Annotated in this window: 10 protein-coding genes, 1 tRNA gene and 3 pseudogenes; 8 read left to right on the top strand and 6 right to left on the bottom strand. The window is 57.1% G+C overall.

All coding sequences use genetic code 11. The features are described from left to right. Positions 1-152: 152 nt before the first annotated feature. Together PVE35_RS11475 and PVE35_RS11470 are read left to right on the top strand one after the other, a co-directional pair. On the top strand, positions 153-1,760 hold the full coding sequence (locus PVE35_RS11475) for a methyl-accepting chemotaxis protein (protein WP_277374700.1): 1,608 nt from the start codon (positions 153-155) through the stop codon (positions 1,758-1,760). 253 nt (positions 1,761-2,013) lie between these two features. Next, positions 2,014-3,810 (top strand): thiamine pyrophosphate-requiring protein, encoded by a 1,797-nt coding sequence (locus tag PVE35_RS11470; RefSeq protein WP_277374699.1) that lies wholly within the window; start codon positions 2,014-2,016, stop codon positions 3,808-3,810. A 128-nt stretch (positions 3,811-3,938) separates the two neighbouring features. Here the strand turns inward: PVE35_RS11470 and PVE35_RS11465 are convergent. Further along, positions 3,939-4,052, bottom strand: a tRNA-OTHER gene (locus tag PVE35_RS11465). A gap of 167 nt (positions 4,053-4,219) precedes the next feature. Between PVE35_RS11465 and PVE35_RS11460 the strand changes: the two are divergent. From PVE35_RS11460 to PVE35_RS11450, 3 genes and pseudogenes are all read left to right on the top strand, one after another. Next, positions 4,220-4,489: pseudogene (locus tag PVE35_RS11460) on the top strand (TauD/TfdA family dioxygenase); the annotation flags it as partial. 9 nt (positions 4,490-4,498) lie between these two features. Next, positions 4,499-4,867, top strand: coding sequence for a rhodanese-like domain-containing protein (locus PVE35_RS11455; protein ID WP_277374698.1), 369 nt, complete (start codon positions 4,499-4,501; stop codon positions 4,865-4,867). 503 nt (positions 4,868-5,370) lie between these two features. Next, complete coding sequence (locus tag PVE35_RS11450) at positions 5,371-6,306, top strand: hypothetical protein (RefSeq protein ID WP_277374697.1); 936 nt, start codon at positions 5,371-5,373, stop codon at positions 6,304-6,306. Between the two features lie 311 nt (positions 6,307-6,617). Here the strand turns inward: PVE35_RS11450 and PVE35_RS11445 are convergent, their stop codons facing one another. Genes PVE35_RS11445 through PVE35_RS11435 form a run of 3 tightly spaced genes read right to left on the bottom strand, consistent with a single transcriptional unit; the run spans position 6,618 to position 14,565 of the window. Next, positions 6,618-8,687 carry a 3'-5' exonuclease gene (locus PVE35_RS11445; RefSeq protein WP_277374696.1) on the bottom strand — a complete coding sequence of 690 codons (2,070 nt, stop codon included), beginning with the start codon at positions 8,685-8,687 and terminating at the stop codon, positions 6,618-6,620. A gap of 47 nt (positions 8,688-8,734) precedes the next feature. Beyond that, on the bottom strand, positions 8,735-11,473 hold the full coding sequence (locus PVE35_RS11440) for a site-specific DNA-methyltransferase (protein ID WP_277374695.1): 2,739 nt from the start codon (positions 11,471-11,473) through the stop codon (positions 8,735-8,737). After that, positions 11,470-14,565, bottom strand: coding sequence for a DEAD/DEAH box helicase family protein (locus tag PVE35_RS11435; RefSeq protein ID WP_277374694.1), 3,096 nt, complete (start codon positions 14,563-14,565; stop codon positions 11,470-11,472). The genes PVE35_RS11440 and PVE35_RS11435 overlap by 4 nt, the downstream gene beginning before the upstream one ends. A gap of 646 nt (positions 14,566-15,211) precedes the next feature. Between PVE35_RS11435 and PVE35_RS11430 the strand changes: the two genes are divergently transcribed. From PVE35_RS11430 to PVE35_RS11420, 3 genes and pseudogenes are all read left to right on the top strand, one after another. Next, the gene (locus tag PVE35_RS11430) at positions 15,212-15,481 is read left to right on the top strand and encodes a hypothetical protein (protein WP_010791781.1); all 270 of its coding nucleotides are present in this window, start codon (positions 15,212-15,214) and stop codon (positions 15,479-15,481) included. Next, positions 15,478-15,825, top strand: a complete 348-nt coding sequence (locus PVE35_RS11425) for a LasR-specific antiactivator QslA (RefSeq protein WP_277374693.1) — start codon at positions 15,478-15,480, stop codon at positions 15,823-15,825. Before PVE35_RS11430 ends, PVE35_RS11425 begins: the two co-directional genes overlap by 4 nt. Positions 15,826-16,316: 491 nt before the next feature. Next, positions 16,317-16,547: pseudogene (locus PVE35_RS11420) on the top strand (DNA repair protein RadC); the annotation flags it as partial. 5 nt (positions 16,548-16,552) lie between these two features. On the opposite strand, the pseudogene PVE35_RS11415 reads toward PVE35_RS11420, so the two are convergent. Beyond that, positions 16,553-16,744, bottom strand: a pseudogene (locus tag PVE35_RS11415) (DDE-type integrase/transposase/recombinase); the annotation flags it as partial. A 19-nt stretch (positions 16,745-16,763) separates the two neighbouring features. Further along, positions 16,764-17,486, bottom strand: a complete 723-nt coding sequence (locus tag PVE35_RS11410) for a Crp/Fnr family transcriptional regulator (RefSeq protein WP_277374692.1) — start codon at positions 17,484-17,486, stop codon at positions 16,764-16,766. Between the last annotated feature and the right edge of the window lie 253 nt (positions 17,487-17,739).

Genomic DNA, 17,739 nt, shown 5'->3' with positions numbered 1-17,739 from the left:
CGCGGACATGCCTGGCATGCAATTTAACATAATATATATTATGCGAATTAACGACATGACCATTACGATCAACCACCAACATATGGGTAGAATCATTTCCAGAGGCTTCGTCTAGACTGATCACCAAATGCCATCTGAACTCGAGTGAATTCATGAAGATTCGACACAAGATGATCGCCAGTGGCTTGATCAGTATCCTCAGCGCTGCGCTCTTGGGCGGTGTTGGTTTCTGGGGACAGACTCGTCTGGCTGCGGCCTTGGAAGAAAATGAGTTGAGCGTCACCGCGCTGCGTAACCACCTTGAGGGCGACATGATGCATGACGCTCTGCGTGCCGATGTGCTCGCTGCCTTCACCACCAGGCCAGGTGACGAAGCCGCCGTGCAACAGGTGCGTGACGACCTGGCCGAACACAGCGCCTGGTTCCAGAAAGCCATGGACGCCAATGCCAAACTGCCGCTGCCTGCAGACATCCGCAGTGCCATCGATCAGTCGCAACCGGCCCTGGCCGCTTACATCACCCAGGCCAAGAGTATCGTTGACAAGGCCCTGACCGATCCTCGCGCGGCCGAAGCCGAGATGCCGGCATTTCGCGACAGTTTCACTGCGTTGGAAGAAAAGAACGAGGCCCTCAGCAGCCTGATCGAAGCCCACAGTGCCCGGTCACGCGATGCCGGCCAGGCCGCCGTGAACCAGGCTGCGATCATGTTGGTGCTGGGTATCACCCTGACCTGCGCCCTCCTCGGCCTGATCACCTGGCATCTGATGCGCAGCGTTCTGCGGCCCCTGGACAAATCCGTGATCGCTGCTCGCGCCATCGCTAAAGGCAACCTGCGCGAACGGATCGACATCGACAGCGATGACGAGAGTGGCCAACTGCAACGCGCACTGGCTGACATGCAGAGCAACCTGCGCCAGATGATCGACAGTATCCGCCAGCAGAGCGAACAGCTACAGCAGACCGTTAGCACCCTCAACGGCACCTCTCGGGACATCCTGCAAGCCACTGGCGAGCAATCGGAGGGCGCCACCAGCATTGCGGCCGCCATGGAGCAGATGATCCAGAACATCGCCCAGATCGCCAACCACACCCGCGATGCGCAGAGCATCTCCGCTCATTCCGAGCGCATGGCCGACAGCGGTGGCCAGGTCATCCTCGACGTGGTCGAAGGCATGAACCGCATTGCCGCTGCGGTCAACGAATCCTCGACCACCATCACGGCCCTGGGCCAGTCCTCCGAGGAAATCCATTCGATCATTCAGGTCATCAAGGGCATCGCCGAGCAAACCAACCTGCTCGCGCTCAATGCTGCCATCGAGGCCGCCCGCGCCGGCGAGGCTGGGCGTGGTTTCGCCGTGGTGGCGGATGAAGTACGAGGCCTTGCGGCCCGTACCGCCCAATCGACCCAGGAAATCACCGCCATGATCGAGCGCATCCGTAACAGCACGGCAGACGCGGTGGCCAGCATGCAAACCGGCGTCGACAGCGTTGGCGAAGGTGTGGCCCTGGCGCGTCAGGCCGGCGACTCGATCAACGAGATACGCAGCGGCACGCAGCGTGCCGCCCAGGTGGTCGAGGAAATCTCGCACAACATCGACGAGCAGAGCAAGGCCAGCAACGAAGTGGCACAGCGCATCGATCACATCGCCCAGATGTCGCAGCACAATACCCAGACCGCTAACGAGCTGGCAGCGGCAGCTCAAAATCTGGATAAGGTGGCTCAGGGCATGCAAGGCGCGGTGCAGCGCTTCCAAACCTGAAGCCGAACTCGAAACGGCACTGTTGCTTACCCTATCGCCGTCGGGCTTCCAAGGTCTGCTGCCGCCTTGCGCCCCTCCTTTATCCATACAGACCACCTGCACCTGAACACAGATCAATCAGTAGAAACTTCCCAGCGCCTGCCCCAGTCCACCCTACTCCACCAGCCATGCAGGACGGTAGCGACCCGCTGCGGCTCGTTCGTCAAGCCACTGTCTTGTCTGGCCCACGTTGCGATTACAAGGGAGGACTTCCATGGCCACGACAGTCGGTGACTTCATCGTCGAGCGCCTTTATCAGTGGGGTGTACGGCGCATCTATGGCTACCCTGGGGACGGCATCAACGGGGTATTCGGCGCGCTCAACCGCGCCAACGGCAAGATCCGCTTCATCCAGGCCAGGCATGAGGAAATGGCTGCCTTCATGGCCGCAGCGGACGCCAAATTCTCCGGCCAGCTAGGCGTATGCATCGCCACCTCCGGACCGGGAGCCGCCCATTTGCTCACCGGCCTCTACGATGCGCGTATGGATCACATGCCGGTGCTTGCCATCGCCGGCCAGCAAGCGCGCACCGCGCTCGGCGGCCACTACCAGCAGGAAGTGGATCTGCTATCGCTGTTCAAGGATGTCGCCGGCGCCTTCGTTCAGCAGGCCAGTGCACCGGCGCAGGTGCGCCACCTGGTGGATCGCGCGATCCGCACCGCGCTCGGCGAGCGGCGGGTGACCGCGATCATCCTGCCCAATGACCTGCAGGAGGCCGAGTACGCCGAGCCACCGCGCAAGCACGGCACGCTGCACAGTGGTGTCGGCTACACGCGGCCAAGAGTGTTGCCCTATGACGAAGATCTGCGCCGCGCTGCCGAGGTGCTCAATAGCGGCAAGAAGGTGGCCATGCTGGTGGGAGCCGGCGCACTGAAGGCCAGTGACGAGGTATTCCAGGTGGCCGAGAAGCTCGGCGCCGGCGTGGCCAAGGCGCTGCTCGGCAAGGCCGTGCTGCCGGACGAACTGCCCTGGGTCACCGGCTCCATCGGCCTGCTCGGCACGGTGCCGAGCTACAAGATGATGGAAGAATGCGACACCCTGCTGATGGTCGGTTCCGGCTTCCCCTATTCCGAATTCCTGCCCGAGGAAGGCCAGGCTCGCGGCGTACAGATCGACCTGCAGCCGGACATGCTCGGCCTGCGCTACCCCATGGAGGTCAATCTCGCTGGCGACGCCGCCGAGACCCTGCGTGCGCTGCTGCCGCTACTGGAGGACAAACAGGAGCGTAGCTGGCGCGCCAGCATCGAAAACTGGCGCAGCGACTGGGAGCAGACCCTGGAGGAGCGTGCCCTGGTCTCGGCCAAGCCGATCAACCCGCAGCGGGTGGTCTACGAGCTGTCGCCCCGTTTGCCGGATCGCGCCATCGTCACCTGCGACTCCGGCTCCTGCGCCAACTGGTATGCCCGCGACCTGAAGATTCGCCGTGGCATGCTCTGCTCGCTATCCGGCGGCCTGGCCTCCATGGGCGCGGCGGTGCCCTATGCCATCGCCGCCAAGTTCGCCCACCCGGATCGACCGGTGCTGGGCCTGGTCGGCGACGGCGCGATGCAGATGAACAACATGGCCGAGCTGATCACCGTGGCCAAGTACTGGCGTGAGTGGGAGGATCCGCGCTGGATCATGGCAGTGTTCAACAACCAGGATCTGAATCAGGTCACCTGGGAGCAGCGCGTCATGGAAGGCGACCCCAAGTTCGAGGCCTCGCAGAACATTCCTGACGTGCCCTACCACGCCTTCGCCGAATCCATCGGCCTGCAGGGCATCCTCATCGAACGCGAAGAGGACGTCGGCCCGGCCTGGGAACGCGCCCTGGCCGCCGAACGGCCGGTGTTGCTGGAGTTCCGAACCGACCCGGACGTACCGCCGCTGCCACCGCACATCAGCCTGGAGCAGGCGAAGAAGTTCGCCAGCACCCTCCTCCATGTCGATCCCGAGCAGCGCGGCATTCTCGCCCAGACTGCCAAGCAGGTGTTCGGCTCGCTACTGCCGGGCCAGCACAAGGACAAGTGATGGTGCCGCCCATCAGCCAACTGCGCGTCAGGGCCTTTCGTGTGCCGACCGATGCGCCGGAGGAAGGCCAGCACCCTGGTGCTGAGCGACCAGAGAGCTTGAATCTGCTATGGCTATAGATTGCTAGATGGTGCCCGAAGCCGGACTCGAACCGGCACGCCATTGCTGGCGAGAGATTTTAAGTCTCCGAAAATGTGCATGATAAACAATCACTTACTTAGCTATCCGTTCCGCAATCGAGCGGTCTTAGGTTCGCTATAGGCCCCTGAATTCATGGGGGTGCAGAAAATTGCGGAACGCTCATGGTGTTACTTATCACGCTGTCCCCCGATAGTGCCGGACAAAAATATCGTCTGGCCGAGTGCATAATTTCCACACCTCAAGCCCAAGGCTTGTAAGCCGAGTGGCTACCCATCCTGTTACCGGGCGCAAGGGCCTGTTCGTCAACGACGGCTTCACCAACCGCATCAACGAACTGGAAGCGGCCGAAAGCGACGCCCTGCTGCGCTTTCTCTTCGCCCACGCCACCCGCCCGGAATTCACCATCCGCTAGCGCTGGCAGGAAAACGACGTGGCCTTCTGGGACAACCGCATCACCCAGCACTACGCCGTCGATGACTACCGTCCTCAACGCAGAGTGATGCATCGCGCTACCATCCTGGGCGACAAACCCTATTGAGAGGTACCCATGGCCGAACATGACGACGAGTTCCTGCGCCGCGCGGCACAGGCCAAGAGCCGCATCGTGCAGATCAGCCCGCAGCAGGCGCGAGCAAAAGTTGCCCAAGGCGTAACCCTGCTGGACGTTCACAGTGATTCAGAATTTCACGAAGGGCATATAGATGGTGCGCTCAACCTGAGCGCGGACGAATTCGACAGCCGTATCGAAGATTTGCTACCGGACAAACAGGCTCCGGTCGTCTGCTACTGCCGTGGCGGCAACCGTGGTGCGTTGGCTGCGGACAAGCTGCAACAATTGGGGTACACGAAGCTGTCCTCGATCGAAGGCGGGCTATCGGCTTTTCTTTCCGAGGGGAGCAGCGACAAAAAAGACTGATCAAGAGCCCCCGCGTCGGCCGTCATCCTTGCCCGATGCGCGGCCTGCGGGAGGTAAGCGAACAGTAGCATGCTGGCCGCTGTTTACCATATGGGCCCCCTTGCACCCCATGCCGGAGGTCGAACAAATAAGATATTGATTTTATTAGAGTATTTTTGAGCGCTCGCTGCAGCCATTGCTCTACTCTATCCAACGGTTAGCAACGATTCCCCGCAAAAGTCCCTGGGGGCTACCAGGCGAACAGTGCCTTCAAATCTTCTTAAGCCCCATTTTTGGCCAGAGGCAAGCAAGAGCCTCCTTTCCCTCTCCGCGGGCGATTGAAAACCAGCAAGACAAAGGGCAGCAATCTCAGAGAGATCTCTCTCACGGAGCCGATCAAGGATGAAAAGACGTTGAGGGCTTCCAATACAATACTGTTTATATATACAGTATATCTAGATGCCGCCCTGCTGGTAAATGACCAGTGATCCGGCATCCCCCCTGAACGTCATAAAGGAAGCTCTATGCTGGAATTCGCCTTAGTCATCGTGTTCATGCTCACCGCCGCCGCCCTGCTCGGACATATAGCCCACGTCCACGCCTCTCCGGAAAAGCTGGCTTGGTATCTGCAGGTGACGGATTGGAAGGCCCAACATTACACAATGGCATTGTTCGTGGGACTGCTGCTCGTCTTGTATGCAATTACTGGCATCAGCCAACTGACCGGCTGGAAACCACAGCAACCGATTGGGCTATTTCTGCTAGCAGCAACCTGCATCACCGCAGCAGCCTACCTTTGGTTTTACTGGGATCTGACACCTAAAGCTGCCAAGTATAAAAGCCTTTTGAAGGCCATAGGCGCTCTGCTCACTGTCTGCATCGCTACCACATCCAAAATCCACTCAGACATGGCTATCGCTGAGCTAACTGGCCTTCCCGCACAGGAACTACCAGGAGCACAGCTGTTCCTGACCTTCATCCTGACACCAACCATCTGGTTTTTGGCGATTTCGTTTGTAGTGGGCTGTATCAGCATACCGCTTACATTGCTGTTGCTGATCTGGGGTATCTACAAGGACTGGAAGAAAGACAAAGGCAGTAAATTCGACTTTGCATCCGCGAGACATGTCTGCGCCTGGGTTGCCATGACCTATTTCAGCATCATTATGCTCACCATGAGCTCTGGCATTCTCAAGAAAAATTTCTATGAAAAGCGGCTGAACAACGCTATTGCTTATTCTGCTTTCCTGCTCCCACCATCTTACTGCGGCCTGCCAGATATAAAAGGGGGCAGCATCGCAGTGATGAAGTACAAGCGCGCGGCCTTGGCCTTACCAGACGAGAAGATGGGCTATACGTTCAGCAAAATTGCCTGCGACCCACTGCAAAAATCGCCAGAGCAGTTGGTTTCCGAGCTCGGAGCCAAGAGCCCCCCGATTGGGTTAACTCAGGCGCAGTGAACGAACATAACGTGCTGTTCTAACGCTGGTGAGGCTCAGTTGCCCGCCAGCACCACCCCAACTGCCCACACACCAGCCTACTCGACTCCAGACGCACCGGCGTCTACCCTCTAATACTGGGCACGTTATTCGAGGATCGCCTGTAAGCGACCATGATGGCGTCCATCAGTTGCCCGAGCTAAAACCGGCTACTAAACACCCAGGCTCGCCTGCTTACAAGCAGGCAGTGGCTGAAGAATCTGATATTCCGCACTGAATGAACCAGGTGTTCTCAGTCTCGCCTACCGGGTCAATTTTGAATCTGATTACAGCTATCTATGCATCACTAGATCATCCAGAAACTCCGAAGCCGGACTCACGCTAGTCACCAGTAACTCATCTCGTGCGCGCGTACAGGCCACATAAAGGAGATGCCGCTCTGTGTCATACACCTCTTGAAGGTCAGCATCATCACCCACTGTTTCGATCCGTTCCTGCAGCGGGATCACTTCGTCATCACAGGCCATGACGACCACAGCCCGAAACTCCAGGCCTTTTGCTAAGTGCATAGTGCCAATAGATACGTAGCCGCTCTCTGTATCCACATGCTCGTCCAGTACCTTGAACGGCAAGCCCGCTGCTGCCACCGCCTGCGATGCCCGATCTACCTGGGCGTCTGAACGAACGAAAACCCCGAACTCATGGGGCACAAACCCAGCCTGACTCCGTGCACTTATCCAACTGGCAACGCTCTCGATCTCGTCGCGTATTGTTTTCAGCACATGAACGGTTGGCTGCGGGCCATTGAAAACCGAAACAGTATCACTCCGGTCTTCAGTGATTCCGTCCACGTCGCTCACCATCGGCCCAAGCAAACGGTCTGCCTGTAATCGAATTTGGTGCGAGGTTCGGTAATTGATGCGCAAGGTCCGCGAGCGCCCCCTCACATCAACACCCAATGATTTCCACGAGAAAGACTGTTGGAAGATGCGCTGTCCCAGATCCCCAGCAAAGAACAACGCATTCGGGCGGCTGCCACCAATAGCGGCGAGAAATTTGAGGTGCGCAACGCCAATATCCTGCGCTTCATCAACGATGGCGTGATCGAAGATTACCTTGTCGCTCTCGGCAACCTTCCCGGCCAAAATCGTGAAAACCTCTGACATCGTTACTAGGTTGAGTACCTTCAACTCGATCTGCACGCGTTCAAAGATGCTCCACAGCACCTTGCGCTGTGCCTCCGGGAGGCGGGTCTTTCGGCCAAGCCGTGCTACATCGCGATACGCTTCCCACCCCTTCAACTGCCAGGCATCAACTACCTGCTCCCATTCGGTAAGCAAGAAGTGCAGACTGAATTTATGGCCATCAACAGCCTGGCTGGCTTCATCGATCAAAGAGCGGATCTGTTCGCGGCTCGCAACGGAAACGGCTCCGATACGAGACTTGTAAAGCCGCAGACCTATCGCCTCAAGTGAGTAAACGTCGATACGTTCAGCCAAGCGGGGCTCATTGCTCAGCAACCATTTCAATTTCGCGTGCAACGCGTTCGCGAGCGTGTTGGAGAAGGTAGTCAGTAATACGCGTGATTCTGGATTTGCACGCACCAAAACCGCTGCACGGTGCAACGCCACTACTGTCTTACCTGTACCCGCAGAACCGGAAACTCGTGCGGGCCCGGAATAATCGCGTTCGACAAGTTGCCGCTGCTCTGGGTGCAGGAATACCGTCCATTTTTCCCAAGGGCAGTCGAGCGCACGCTGCAGCTCTTCAACATCCGCCATAACACGGAAGCGGCGCTGCGCGTCCGGGTGATCGAAAGGGCTTTTCTGATCTGCAAGGAAGTCCAGAATTCGCGGCTTGCCGCCAGTCGCGAGTTCGAGCAATGCCTCCGATGCCTCGGCAGGCAGGTGATCCGTCAAGGTCAGCAAAGAGTTTTCTGTGGCCTGTTTTACATCCACCAGCCACTCCGGAGGAACGCCGTAGCTCAGGAGCTCATCGTCGGATACTCCAGAGAACAGAAGCACTGCGTCCAGCTTCTGCTGCACGTACACCGGAACCAGGATCTCCTGAACCGTCTCGCGAATTTCAACCAGTTGCGCGGCGCCCGTCTTGGGGTGCGTTTCAAGTTTTCTCCGTTCGGCCCAGGCGTATGCCTTGTCGTGATGATCGACGTAGCACAGCAACAAACTCGAATCACCGCGATGGACGATGATACGAATGTCACTACTGACCCGTACCGACCAGAAATTCTTGTCCTTCGCCTTGTCGAGCTTGTGGAAACTCATGCCAGGGTTGGCGGGGTTCAGCTGCAAATCGAAGGCTGTCATTTTTGCGGCCTTCTGCTCTTCACCCGTCAGGCGAGCCAGGCTATCGGTAAATGTGTCCGCGATCCGGAAATCCATACCCACTCTGCTTGTCTCCTAAAGACCAAACCCTGGCCATGAAATGGTCAGCTGACCTTGAATACCTTCATCACTTCATCACCCAGGTGATTGATCACCTTTACGGCAATCCGGCCGGACTTCGGCTTGGGGAAAGGACGTGAGGTATCACTATTGAGCGAAGCCCAAGCGTCAGCGTCGATCTCGGCCTTGAGCGTGGTCTTCAGCGAGTTGTATGGATCATTCGCACCCAGAAAGTAAGCATGGCGGACGAAGAAGCTTTCTTCGTTGTAATCGGTGTCGATGAACCAGCAGGCGATGCCGTCGGCACCGTCGCTGATGACTTCGCCAGTCTGCGGTTTGAACACATCAACACCGAGTACCTTCACACGCATTTGGCCGTCGTCATGGGGGATAAGATCGATGTCCGGCTCACCGAAGATCACAAAAAGGTTGCCCTTCCCTGTGTTCTTCAGATCTTCGGCCATGTGCAGGTCAGCGTTCATGCGAGCCTTGAGCACTGGCAACTTGCCTAGCTTGGCGAACTCAGTGGTGTGAGCCTCGAAGTTGAAGGCGCAGGCAATAAGCACATCGAAGCCAGCGTCTGCAGCTTCACGCGCAGCAGCCACCAGATCGGCACGTTGCACGGTGCCGAACTCGGGACCAATGAAGATGGCTGCTCGTTTCTCTGACTCGCCTTCCAAGTAGCGCCCTTCGGCACACACCAAATCACCCGGCCAGGGGGTAAGCGCGGTGAAGCTGATGCGGTCTTCCTTATGTGCCTGCTGCACACCAGCTGTTCTTAGATTCGTCAGAATTAGCTGCGGGAAGGATTGCTTAGCCGCATAGTCGGCACCTGGCTCGGATATCTGCAACTGATCAATCAGCTCGTCATTTTCATCTACGCCCAACGTGCGGTGCGGACTGAGACTTTCCACCGTGAAGGGACCTGCCACGCGTACGGCCTTCTTGTTCTCATAAGGCTTGTCGTAGAGGTACTCGAATTCAGCCTTGGCGGCAATGGAGGCATCAATTTCACTCTGCCTAGCGATGCGCGCTTGCCACCATTCGGCGTGAATTTCTTTAGCCTTGTCTGACCAGTCCTTGCCCACGCTGCGTGGAATCTGCCATTCCTGCCAGGATTTTTTCAAAACCGCATTCAGTTGCTCGCGCAGCGGCTCCAGTATCTGCTGCCACTTGTCCCATATCACATCGATCTCGGCGTTGTTAGCGATAGATTTCAGCGTGATATGTGGCACACGGTCATAGACGAAGCCATGTCGAACATTGCCATGCACAGGTTGACTGCTCGGTGCCGTGCGCGTGAGTTCGGCTTCTTTCAACTGGCCTTCGAGCGAGTCGGCGAGCAGGTAGAAGGGATAGCGTGCGCCCATGATGCGGGCGCGGGCAAGTGCCAGCGCTACACGCGAGGTGTCAATAGTAATCCAACGGCGCCCACCTTGTTCCGCTGCGGTTGCGGTAGTGCCGGAGCCGCAGGTCGGGTCAAGCACGAGGTCGCCGGGATCGGTAGCCAGTAACAAGCAACGTCCTATGATACTTGTCGATGTTTGAACGACATAAATCTTCGGATCAGATCGGCTTTGGACAGCGCCACTGATGTCAGCCCAGAGATTTCCCATCGCACCATAACCAAAGTCATTTTGCGACCTGCGATAGTTGAGCTTCCCATTCTTTGTGACAACTAATCGATCCGCTTTACCTAATCGAACGAGCCCCGACTCTTTGGTCTTAAATGTGCCTTTTCCTGGAGTGTGCTCTGCGCCAAACCACTCAAACTTGGTCACATCACCTTCACCCGCAGATCGCGAGCTTGTCAAATTATCCAGCCGAAAAAATGTTCCATCAAAGTATCTTGAGGTATAGCGACCCTCTGAACTTTCGCTGCGACCAACATAAAGTGTTCGTGCCTTTGTTACTTCCTTGTTCTTTCCAAACCAAAGCACGAAATCACAAGTAGCACCGAGTAAAGTATTTCCTTCGCTGGTCGTCTTGCGCACGGTGATTTGGCTGATGAAATTATCGTCACCAAATACTTCCTCCATTACCGCCCGTACTCGATGAACATTCTCATCGCCGATCTGCACAAAGATCGAACCCGAGTCGGTCAGTAAATCACGCGCCACGGTCAGTCGATCTCTCAGATAGGTGAGATAGGAATGAATGCCGTCACGCCAGGTGTCTCGGAAAGCCTTGACCTGTTCTGGCTCGCGCGTGATGTGCTGCGCCTTACCATCCTTCACATCACGACTGGTAGTTGACCACTGGAAGTTGCTGTTGAATTTGATGCCGTAGGGTGGGTCGAAATAGATGCACTGGACTTTGCCACGTAGGCCCTCGCGCTCGGCGAGGCTTGCCATGACCTGCAGGCTATCTCCCAAGATCATGCGGTTGGTCCAGTTTTGGTCGTGCTGGTAAAACTCCGTCTTGTCCGCCCCCTTGGGGATGCCGTTGAAGTCTGAAAACAGGTCAGCCGTGGCCTGTCCAGCATCGTGCTCACGCTCTCGTGTCTCGCGCAGTAGCTCGTCAATCAGCGCCTTGGGATGCACTTTTTCCTGAATGTAGAGTGGCGGGGCGTTGACGACGAGATCGCTCCAGTCCTGTTCATCTTTACCACGCCAAACGAGCTGAGGATCGAGATCAGTGTTACGCGGGTAGCGAATCTGCTTTGGCGTTGCAGGCTCCTGGACAAAGGATTGCTGCTCGGCAGAAGGGATATTTTTGCGCTTAGCGTCGTCGTGCTTGATGGTTTCTACAGTCTTGAGCTCGGGTTGCTTCGCCATGGTCATGCTTTCTCGCTGTCGGCCAGCACGGTGGCGGACTCGATCATTTTGTTGAATTCGTTTTCGATTTTTTCAGCAAAATCGTGCTGCATCTGGAATACGTCGGTGAGCTCAGCAAAGGCCCAGCGGCCGTAGCTGCCGAGGTGATTCACGCCGGGCACCCAGTAGGTATCCATAGTGGACTTCTTTTCCACCGCGTCTTCGCCGCGATAGCCCTTGATCTCAACAACGAGGTTAAGCAGATCGTCAGGGCCGCGGCCATCGTCGACACGCACGATGAAGTCCGGCAGATATTTGCGCATTTCCGAGCCGAAGCGATACGGTACTTCGAAACCGAGACCGTGGTTTTTCACGTAGGCCCGCACTTGCGGGTGCCGCTCAGCGACACGGCAGAATTCAGCCTCCCAGTCGCTATCGAGGACTACCCAGTTGACGTGGCTGTACTGAGAGCTGGTTTCCCAACGGCTAGTCTTAGAGGTGTTGAAGCGCACATTCCGGGTTGATCCACTGGGGTTGTATGGATCAAGCAGCGCCTTGATGGGGCGGTCACCAAGAAAGTGCCGAGTAATGGCCGCAGTGATCTTGTTGCAGGCCATGTCGGCCAGTTCCTGATACATCAGCAGGGCGGGATAAGTATCGCCTTTGCAGATGAGACAGGTGTCCAGCCATTGCTTGGTGATGCGCTTGAGCTGGCCGAAAAGGTGCAGCCTGGGTTCCTCGCCGGGATCTCGCCACTTGGTGTAGAGCAAGTGCTGTGTAAGGTTGAAAACCAGGCTGGAGGGGCGCATGTCCCCAAGATGCTGGAGCGTCATATCTGCCGACTCACCGATGATGCCGGCATTTTGCGTTTGCGATGGGCCTACCAGCGCGGGCGTAAGCACGAGTTTGGACTCATCATTAAAGTCAGCAGCTAATCGCTCCTCAGGCAGCTCGACTCGATAGCCTTCGACACGTGGAAAGACAATCTCCAACGCATCGCGCTCAGGACGCATCGCTTTGATCTGCACAGTTTCGCGCGGTGTGGAAGGCGTTGCGATTACTGGTTTGGCGGTGAAGTCGAAGGGGATACCGAACACATCGGCATATTCGACGTTGAACAAGCCCTCGTCGTTTAGCTCGTAGGATTGACGGCGCAGAGCGCGGCCAATGACCTGCTCACACAAAAGCTGAGTGCCAAAAGCGCGGATGCCTAGTACGTGGGTAACGGTATTGGCATCCCAACCTTCTGTGAGCATTGATACCGACACAACGCAACGGATCGAGCCACCCAACTGCCCAACCTTGCCGACCGTATTCATTACCTCGCGCAGCAGCTCCTGATCCGTAACATTGTCAGCCGCTCGTACGTCTCCGCTACGTTCAACGATCTCACGGCGGAAACGCTCAATTTCATCTGCAGCCATGTTGCGGAAGTTATCGTCCAACGCATCACCGACTTCGAGCTGTTCGCTGTCGATAAGTAAGGTGTTTGGGCGCGGCAACGGATTGCCGTGTTCATCGAAGTTACGAAACAAGGCAAGGCGGCCATTTTCCGGCGTCGATGTTCCGTTGTCGTTCTTGCGAATGAAACCTGAAATGTAGTCATATACCAGCTTGGAGATAGCAGTGTTCTGGCAAACGACGATGAAGCAAGGTGGAACACTGATCCCAGCGTCCTGCCATTTTGCGTAAGTCTTCTCATAGTGCCCGTAGAGGGCTTGCAGAGCTGTCTGCAGCCTTGTCGGAAGTTTGAGTGGATCGAGATCCTGATTGGAGCCACGCCCTTTCTTGGGCATGTCCTTGCGGATGTTTTCCCACAGGTTGCGGAACATCGGCATCTCATCGCCAGTGATGTTTTCTGCAACAGGGACGCGTGGCAGCTTGACGATGCCGCACTCGATGGCGTCCATCAATGAAAAGTCGCTCATCGTCCACGGGAACAAGGTGCCTTCGACATAGCCAGAACCAGCCAGGAAAAAAGGGGTGGCCGAGAGGTCGATGACGCGATTAACTCCCAACTTGCGGTTGACCGCTTCCAGCCCGGAAATCCAAAGGCGGGCAGCTTCGTTCTCATCCTTGGCGTGCGCCTTAGCTTCTTTCAGGGCTTCTCCCGTAAGCGGATTGCCCTTGTCATCAATGTAGTCGTCATCCGACGCAGGCTTTTCCCGGTAGCAGTGATGCGCTTCGTCGTTGATGACCATGATGTTCTTCATGCCCATCAAATCCGACATCACGCGTTGAATCATCTGCCCTTCAGTTTCAAGCGTTAGGGGATCATCGCCAGTTCGCCCCTTGAGCAGTTGCCTGCCGCCCTTTGAAATCTCAATACGCTCGCGCAGCTTGAAGGCGTGGTAGTTGGTTATGACGATCTTGGCTCGGGAAATGTCGTCAAGCATGTCACTCGGAACAAGCTCGCGTTCCTTGTAGTAGCTATCAGGATCGTTAGGCTGCAGCACGCGCAGACGATCCTTGATGGTGAGGCCAGGAGCGCAGAGCAGGAATCCTCGCGTAAAGTGCTTGCTGGCAGGGCTACGCACCGCGTTGACGGTCTGCCAGGCAATGATCATCGCCATAACCGTGGTCTTGCCGGCACCCGTAGCGAGCTTGAGCGCCAGGCGCATCAACTCAGGATTGGCGTCCTTGTTGGCAGCCGCGAGATGCTCCAGCAGCTCTTTGCCAGGCTTGGATAAGGGCGCGACCTCTGTAAGCCAAATCGCCGTTTCAACTGCTTCGACCTGGCAAAAGAACGGGCGCACACCATGAAAATCGTGATGTCGCCAATGCTGGAGCAAGCGTGCCGTTTCGGGGGTAACCTGCCATTGGCTCGCAGGCAGCGCACGCCATGTGTCTACATGGCCACGGACTTTATTGATGATAGAGGTGGGATCGTATTGCTGTTTGCCTGTGGACAGCCCTTTGCCTTCGTCAAAGAGAAAACCATCCTGCTTCGGAGTCACCTTCTGCTTCTTAGGCTTTGGAATCGGCGTTATGAACTGCGCTTTACGCCGATCTTCAACGATCTTCTGTGTCGGTTGGCCAGTTTCGTCTAGCTCCCAGTGACGGCTAGGGCGCTGGTATGGGGAATTCAGGATCGGGTGATCGAAAAACGGGTTCGACATAAATAGAAACCTGCGCTCCTTGGTCTTGTCGTGCGGTTGGGCAACGTACTGGTCACATTTTGCACCCAACTGTATCGGCACATGCTTGGGATTGAGCCTTCCGCGTCCCATTACCGAAAAAAGCGAAGGATAACTGTTTATGATGCCGAATTGGTGGCTATCTCGATTTGCGCAGCACACTAATCGTCGCCCAGACTAAAGGTCGAAGGATGTAATCACCTAGCGCAGACCAGCCGTTGGTTTGTATACCAGGGGGCATTTACCGGCAGCCAACTACGCCACAGTAGGTTGCCATCCTGAAACCCTCGGGCTAGAGTGCGCCCGTCGTGGTAAATCCCACGGCCGGGTGTAGCAACCTGATTCGTTCGAGGCGCGGTAGCGCCATAGTTTGAGTAGCCAGCACTCGACGTGCTTGGTTGCTTAACTTCTATGGCGGACCGTGTGGGGCAGGCTTTTGCCTGGCCGGTTCCCTCGGACGCCGGTTTGCTACCCCCGCACGGTCCGCCTCCATTACCGTGTAGCAACGGCGGTAGGCGGCTCCTTAATCGTCTGAGGAGCATAAGGAAAATGCGCTACCCCCTTTTTACCCGAGAGCTCCGCCTTGGGCTTCTGGTCTTGCTGTCCACCTCTGATCTGGAGGTGCGCCATGGCTGAGTTCGAATCCTGCGTTGTACCTTTCCCGCTGCAGCGAAGCCCGCTGCATGAATCCGAACGCTCTCCCCTACCCTCTGAAGCTGCCGCTGAACTGCGCGGCGTCATGCTCGGCAATCTGCTCGATCAACTGGCTGAACCTGAAGGCTTGCAGCCCGCGGATCTGCGCGTGCGCATCGCTGCTTATTCAGCGCTGGCTCTGCTCGATGAGATGGTCGTGCTCTATCGCCGCGCCCTCTCCGAAGTGCGGGGAGGTGCCAGATGAGCAATGGCGTCATGACGTGCCTTCCACCTAATGACGGCCATCCAGGCATCGAAATAGCCTGGGCTGCCGATTGCAGAGAGGCGTTCGACCAGGGCGTGAAGCTGGCCCAGACCTGGCTCGACAACGCCCGCAGTGGATGGCTCTGGGCAGTGATGATCGCCGAGCGCGATCTGCTGCCATGCGCCATTGAGAGACGAGCATTCGAGGTGGGTTTCCTGAGTCGTATCCACCAGCGTTTGTGCTCGCACCAAGGCTGCGGTGAGAAGGCAAAGACCTATACCACTGGTGAATACTTCGGGCACAGAAAGACCCTGACGCTCGCCGGAGCGAGCTGTCAGGGCTGACCTGAGCCATGGCAAATGCCAATGAAGAGGCCTGTTAAAACAGACCAGGAAGGAAGGTTCTGAGCTAACGGAGTGCATGGGGTCAGCGTCCTGCCTGTTCGCACTTCGTTAGCCCAGCGAGCGGAGAATATTTTGGTAGCGGCCATCTGCCAACCCTGCAGGATGGGCCATTGGTCACATAGCGAGATTTTTCTCCTGTCTCTCACACTGGCTGTTGTACGCCATGGCTGCCTTTCTGCTGCTCGCCCACAACGCCTCCGGGCGTTTTACGCCGTGTCGACAGAGCCTGCGCTGCGCTTGCCGGTGACGCCTGTGAGATCGGTGGAGTGGCGGTCTTGCTGTTTCCTCCCACCCTATCACGGCGTTCTCGCCGTCAAGGGCTGCATGCGCTTCGCGCATTTGCGGCTGAACCGGCTATCCCCCCTGACTGCTGCGCTGCGACGTGCTGGGCCGGTTCCGGGCAATTCCGTCCAAGCAACTGGAGCACGATCATGTCGCAGCTTTCTCTCGCCTTTGACACTTACCTGCTGAATCGAGACGAGCAAGATCGCTATCTGCCTGCCAGTGCAGAACAAATCCTGAACGCTGCTCGCAAGGTGACCAATCAGAAGGTTCAGCGAGGTGCAGCCTTTACATCTTCGGAACTGGTCAAGGACTACCTGATCGCGAAGCTGGGTGGCTTTGAGCACGAGGTTTTCTCAGCGCTGTTTCTGGATGCCAAAGCCACCCGCGAGTGCAGATCGATGACCACCGCCAGATACAACCAACCTTCCTCCGTGGAGAGGTAGGTGATGTCGCCCACCCATTTCTGATTCGGTGCCGATGCCGTGAATTCCTGCTTGAGCAGGTTATCTGACACCGTCAGAGAATGGCGGGAGCTGGTGGTAGCCTTGAGCTTCCTGGCGCCTCTGGCACGCAGCTCAGTTCAGCCAATACCCCTATCTGAGCTTTGCTACGCAGGGTTGTAGACGCTCACTTTCCCGCTTGACGAGCCTGTAGCATTCGCAACACAACTGCTCCAGCTGATGCCGATCGAGCACGGTAATGGTCTCGGCGTCGTAATCGATTATCCCTTGGCGCCTGAGCTTATCGGCGGCGCCTACCATGTTCGTGCGACTCGTACCGGGCCTATCTCCGAGCAACTCTTGCGGCACCGTCGCATCGTTACCCGGCAGATGATCCAGCCAGAGCAAGAGCAGGCGACAGAGCTGCTGATCGATAGAATGATGCCGGGTACAAACGGCGGCCTGCGCCATCTGCGCGATCAAGGTTTGCGTATAACGCAGCACGAGCCCGAGCAAATCTCCGTAACGGGCGAACTCATCCCTGAGCAGCGCGCCCTCGAGGCGAAAGGCATGGCCGCTGCGCTGAACCACGGCACGGCTCGGGAGATTCTCCCCGCCAATCGACAAGGCGATACCCACCATCCCGTCATCTCCAACGACCGAAATCTCCGTCGCGGCGCCGTGCTCTGTCTGGTAGAGCAAGGAGATGACGGCATCGACCGGGAAATAGACGTGACTCATCACATCATGTCGCTCATGGAGAACCTGGCTCGATGCCAGATGCACCCGTTCGAGGTGTGGCAATAGCCCTGTACAGACATCCGGCGATAGCGCACCGAGCAGATGGTTTCGCACAGGCAGTGGTAGTTCTTGCATGTTCGATCTCCCGCAGTACAAGCGCAACGCAGCCCAGCATACGCCGAGAATACGGGCCGTCAGTACGCTGGAACACAAACGCCGCTAGAGGCGGGCTCCATGACTGAGTAAGACTTGGAATAACACCTGGAGAGCCCGGAAGCTATGTGCGGCAGCGGACAGACGTCCCACCTGTTTCAGAGCCTGATGACTGTTCACGCATCTGGATCTGCGCAACGGCATGCTGGCAACCCTGGAGTGATTGCTCTGCGCT

This window comes from Pseudomonas sp. AA-38 (genome assembly GCF_029457475.1).
Lineage (GTDB): Bacteria > Pseudomonadota > Gammaproteobacteria > Pseudomonadales > Pseudomonadaceae > Aquipseudomonas.
The sequence above is the reverse complement of the archived record's forward strand: the minus strand, read 5'-3'. Positions and strand labels throughout refer to the sequence as shown.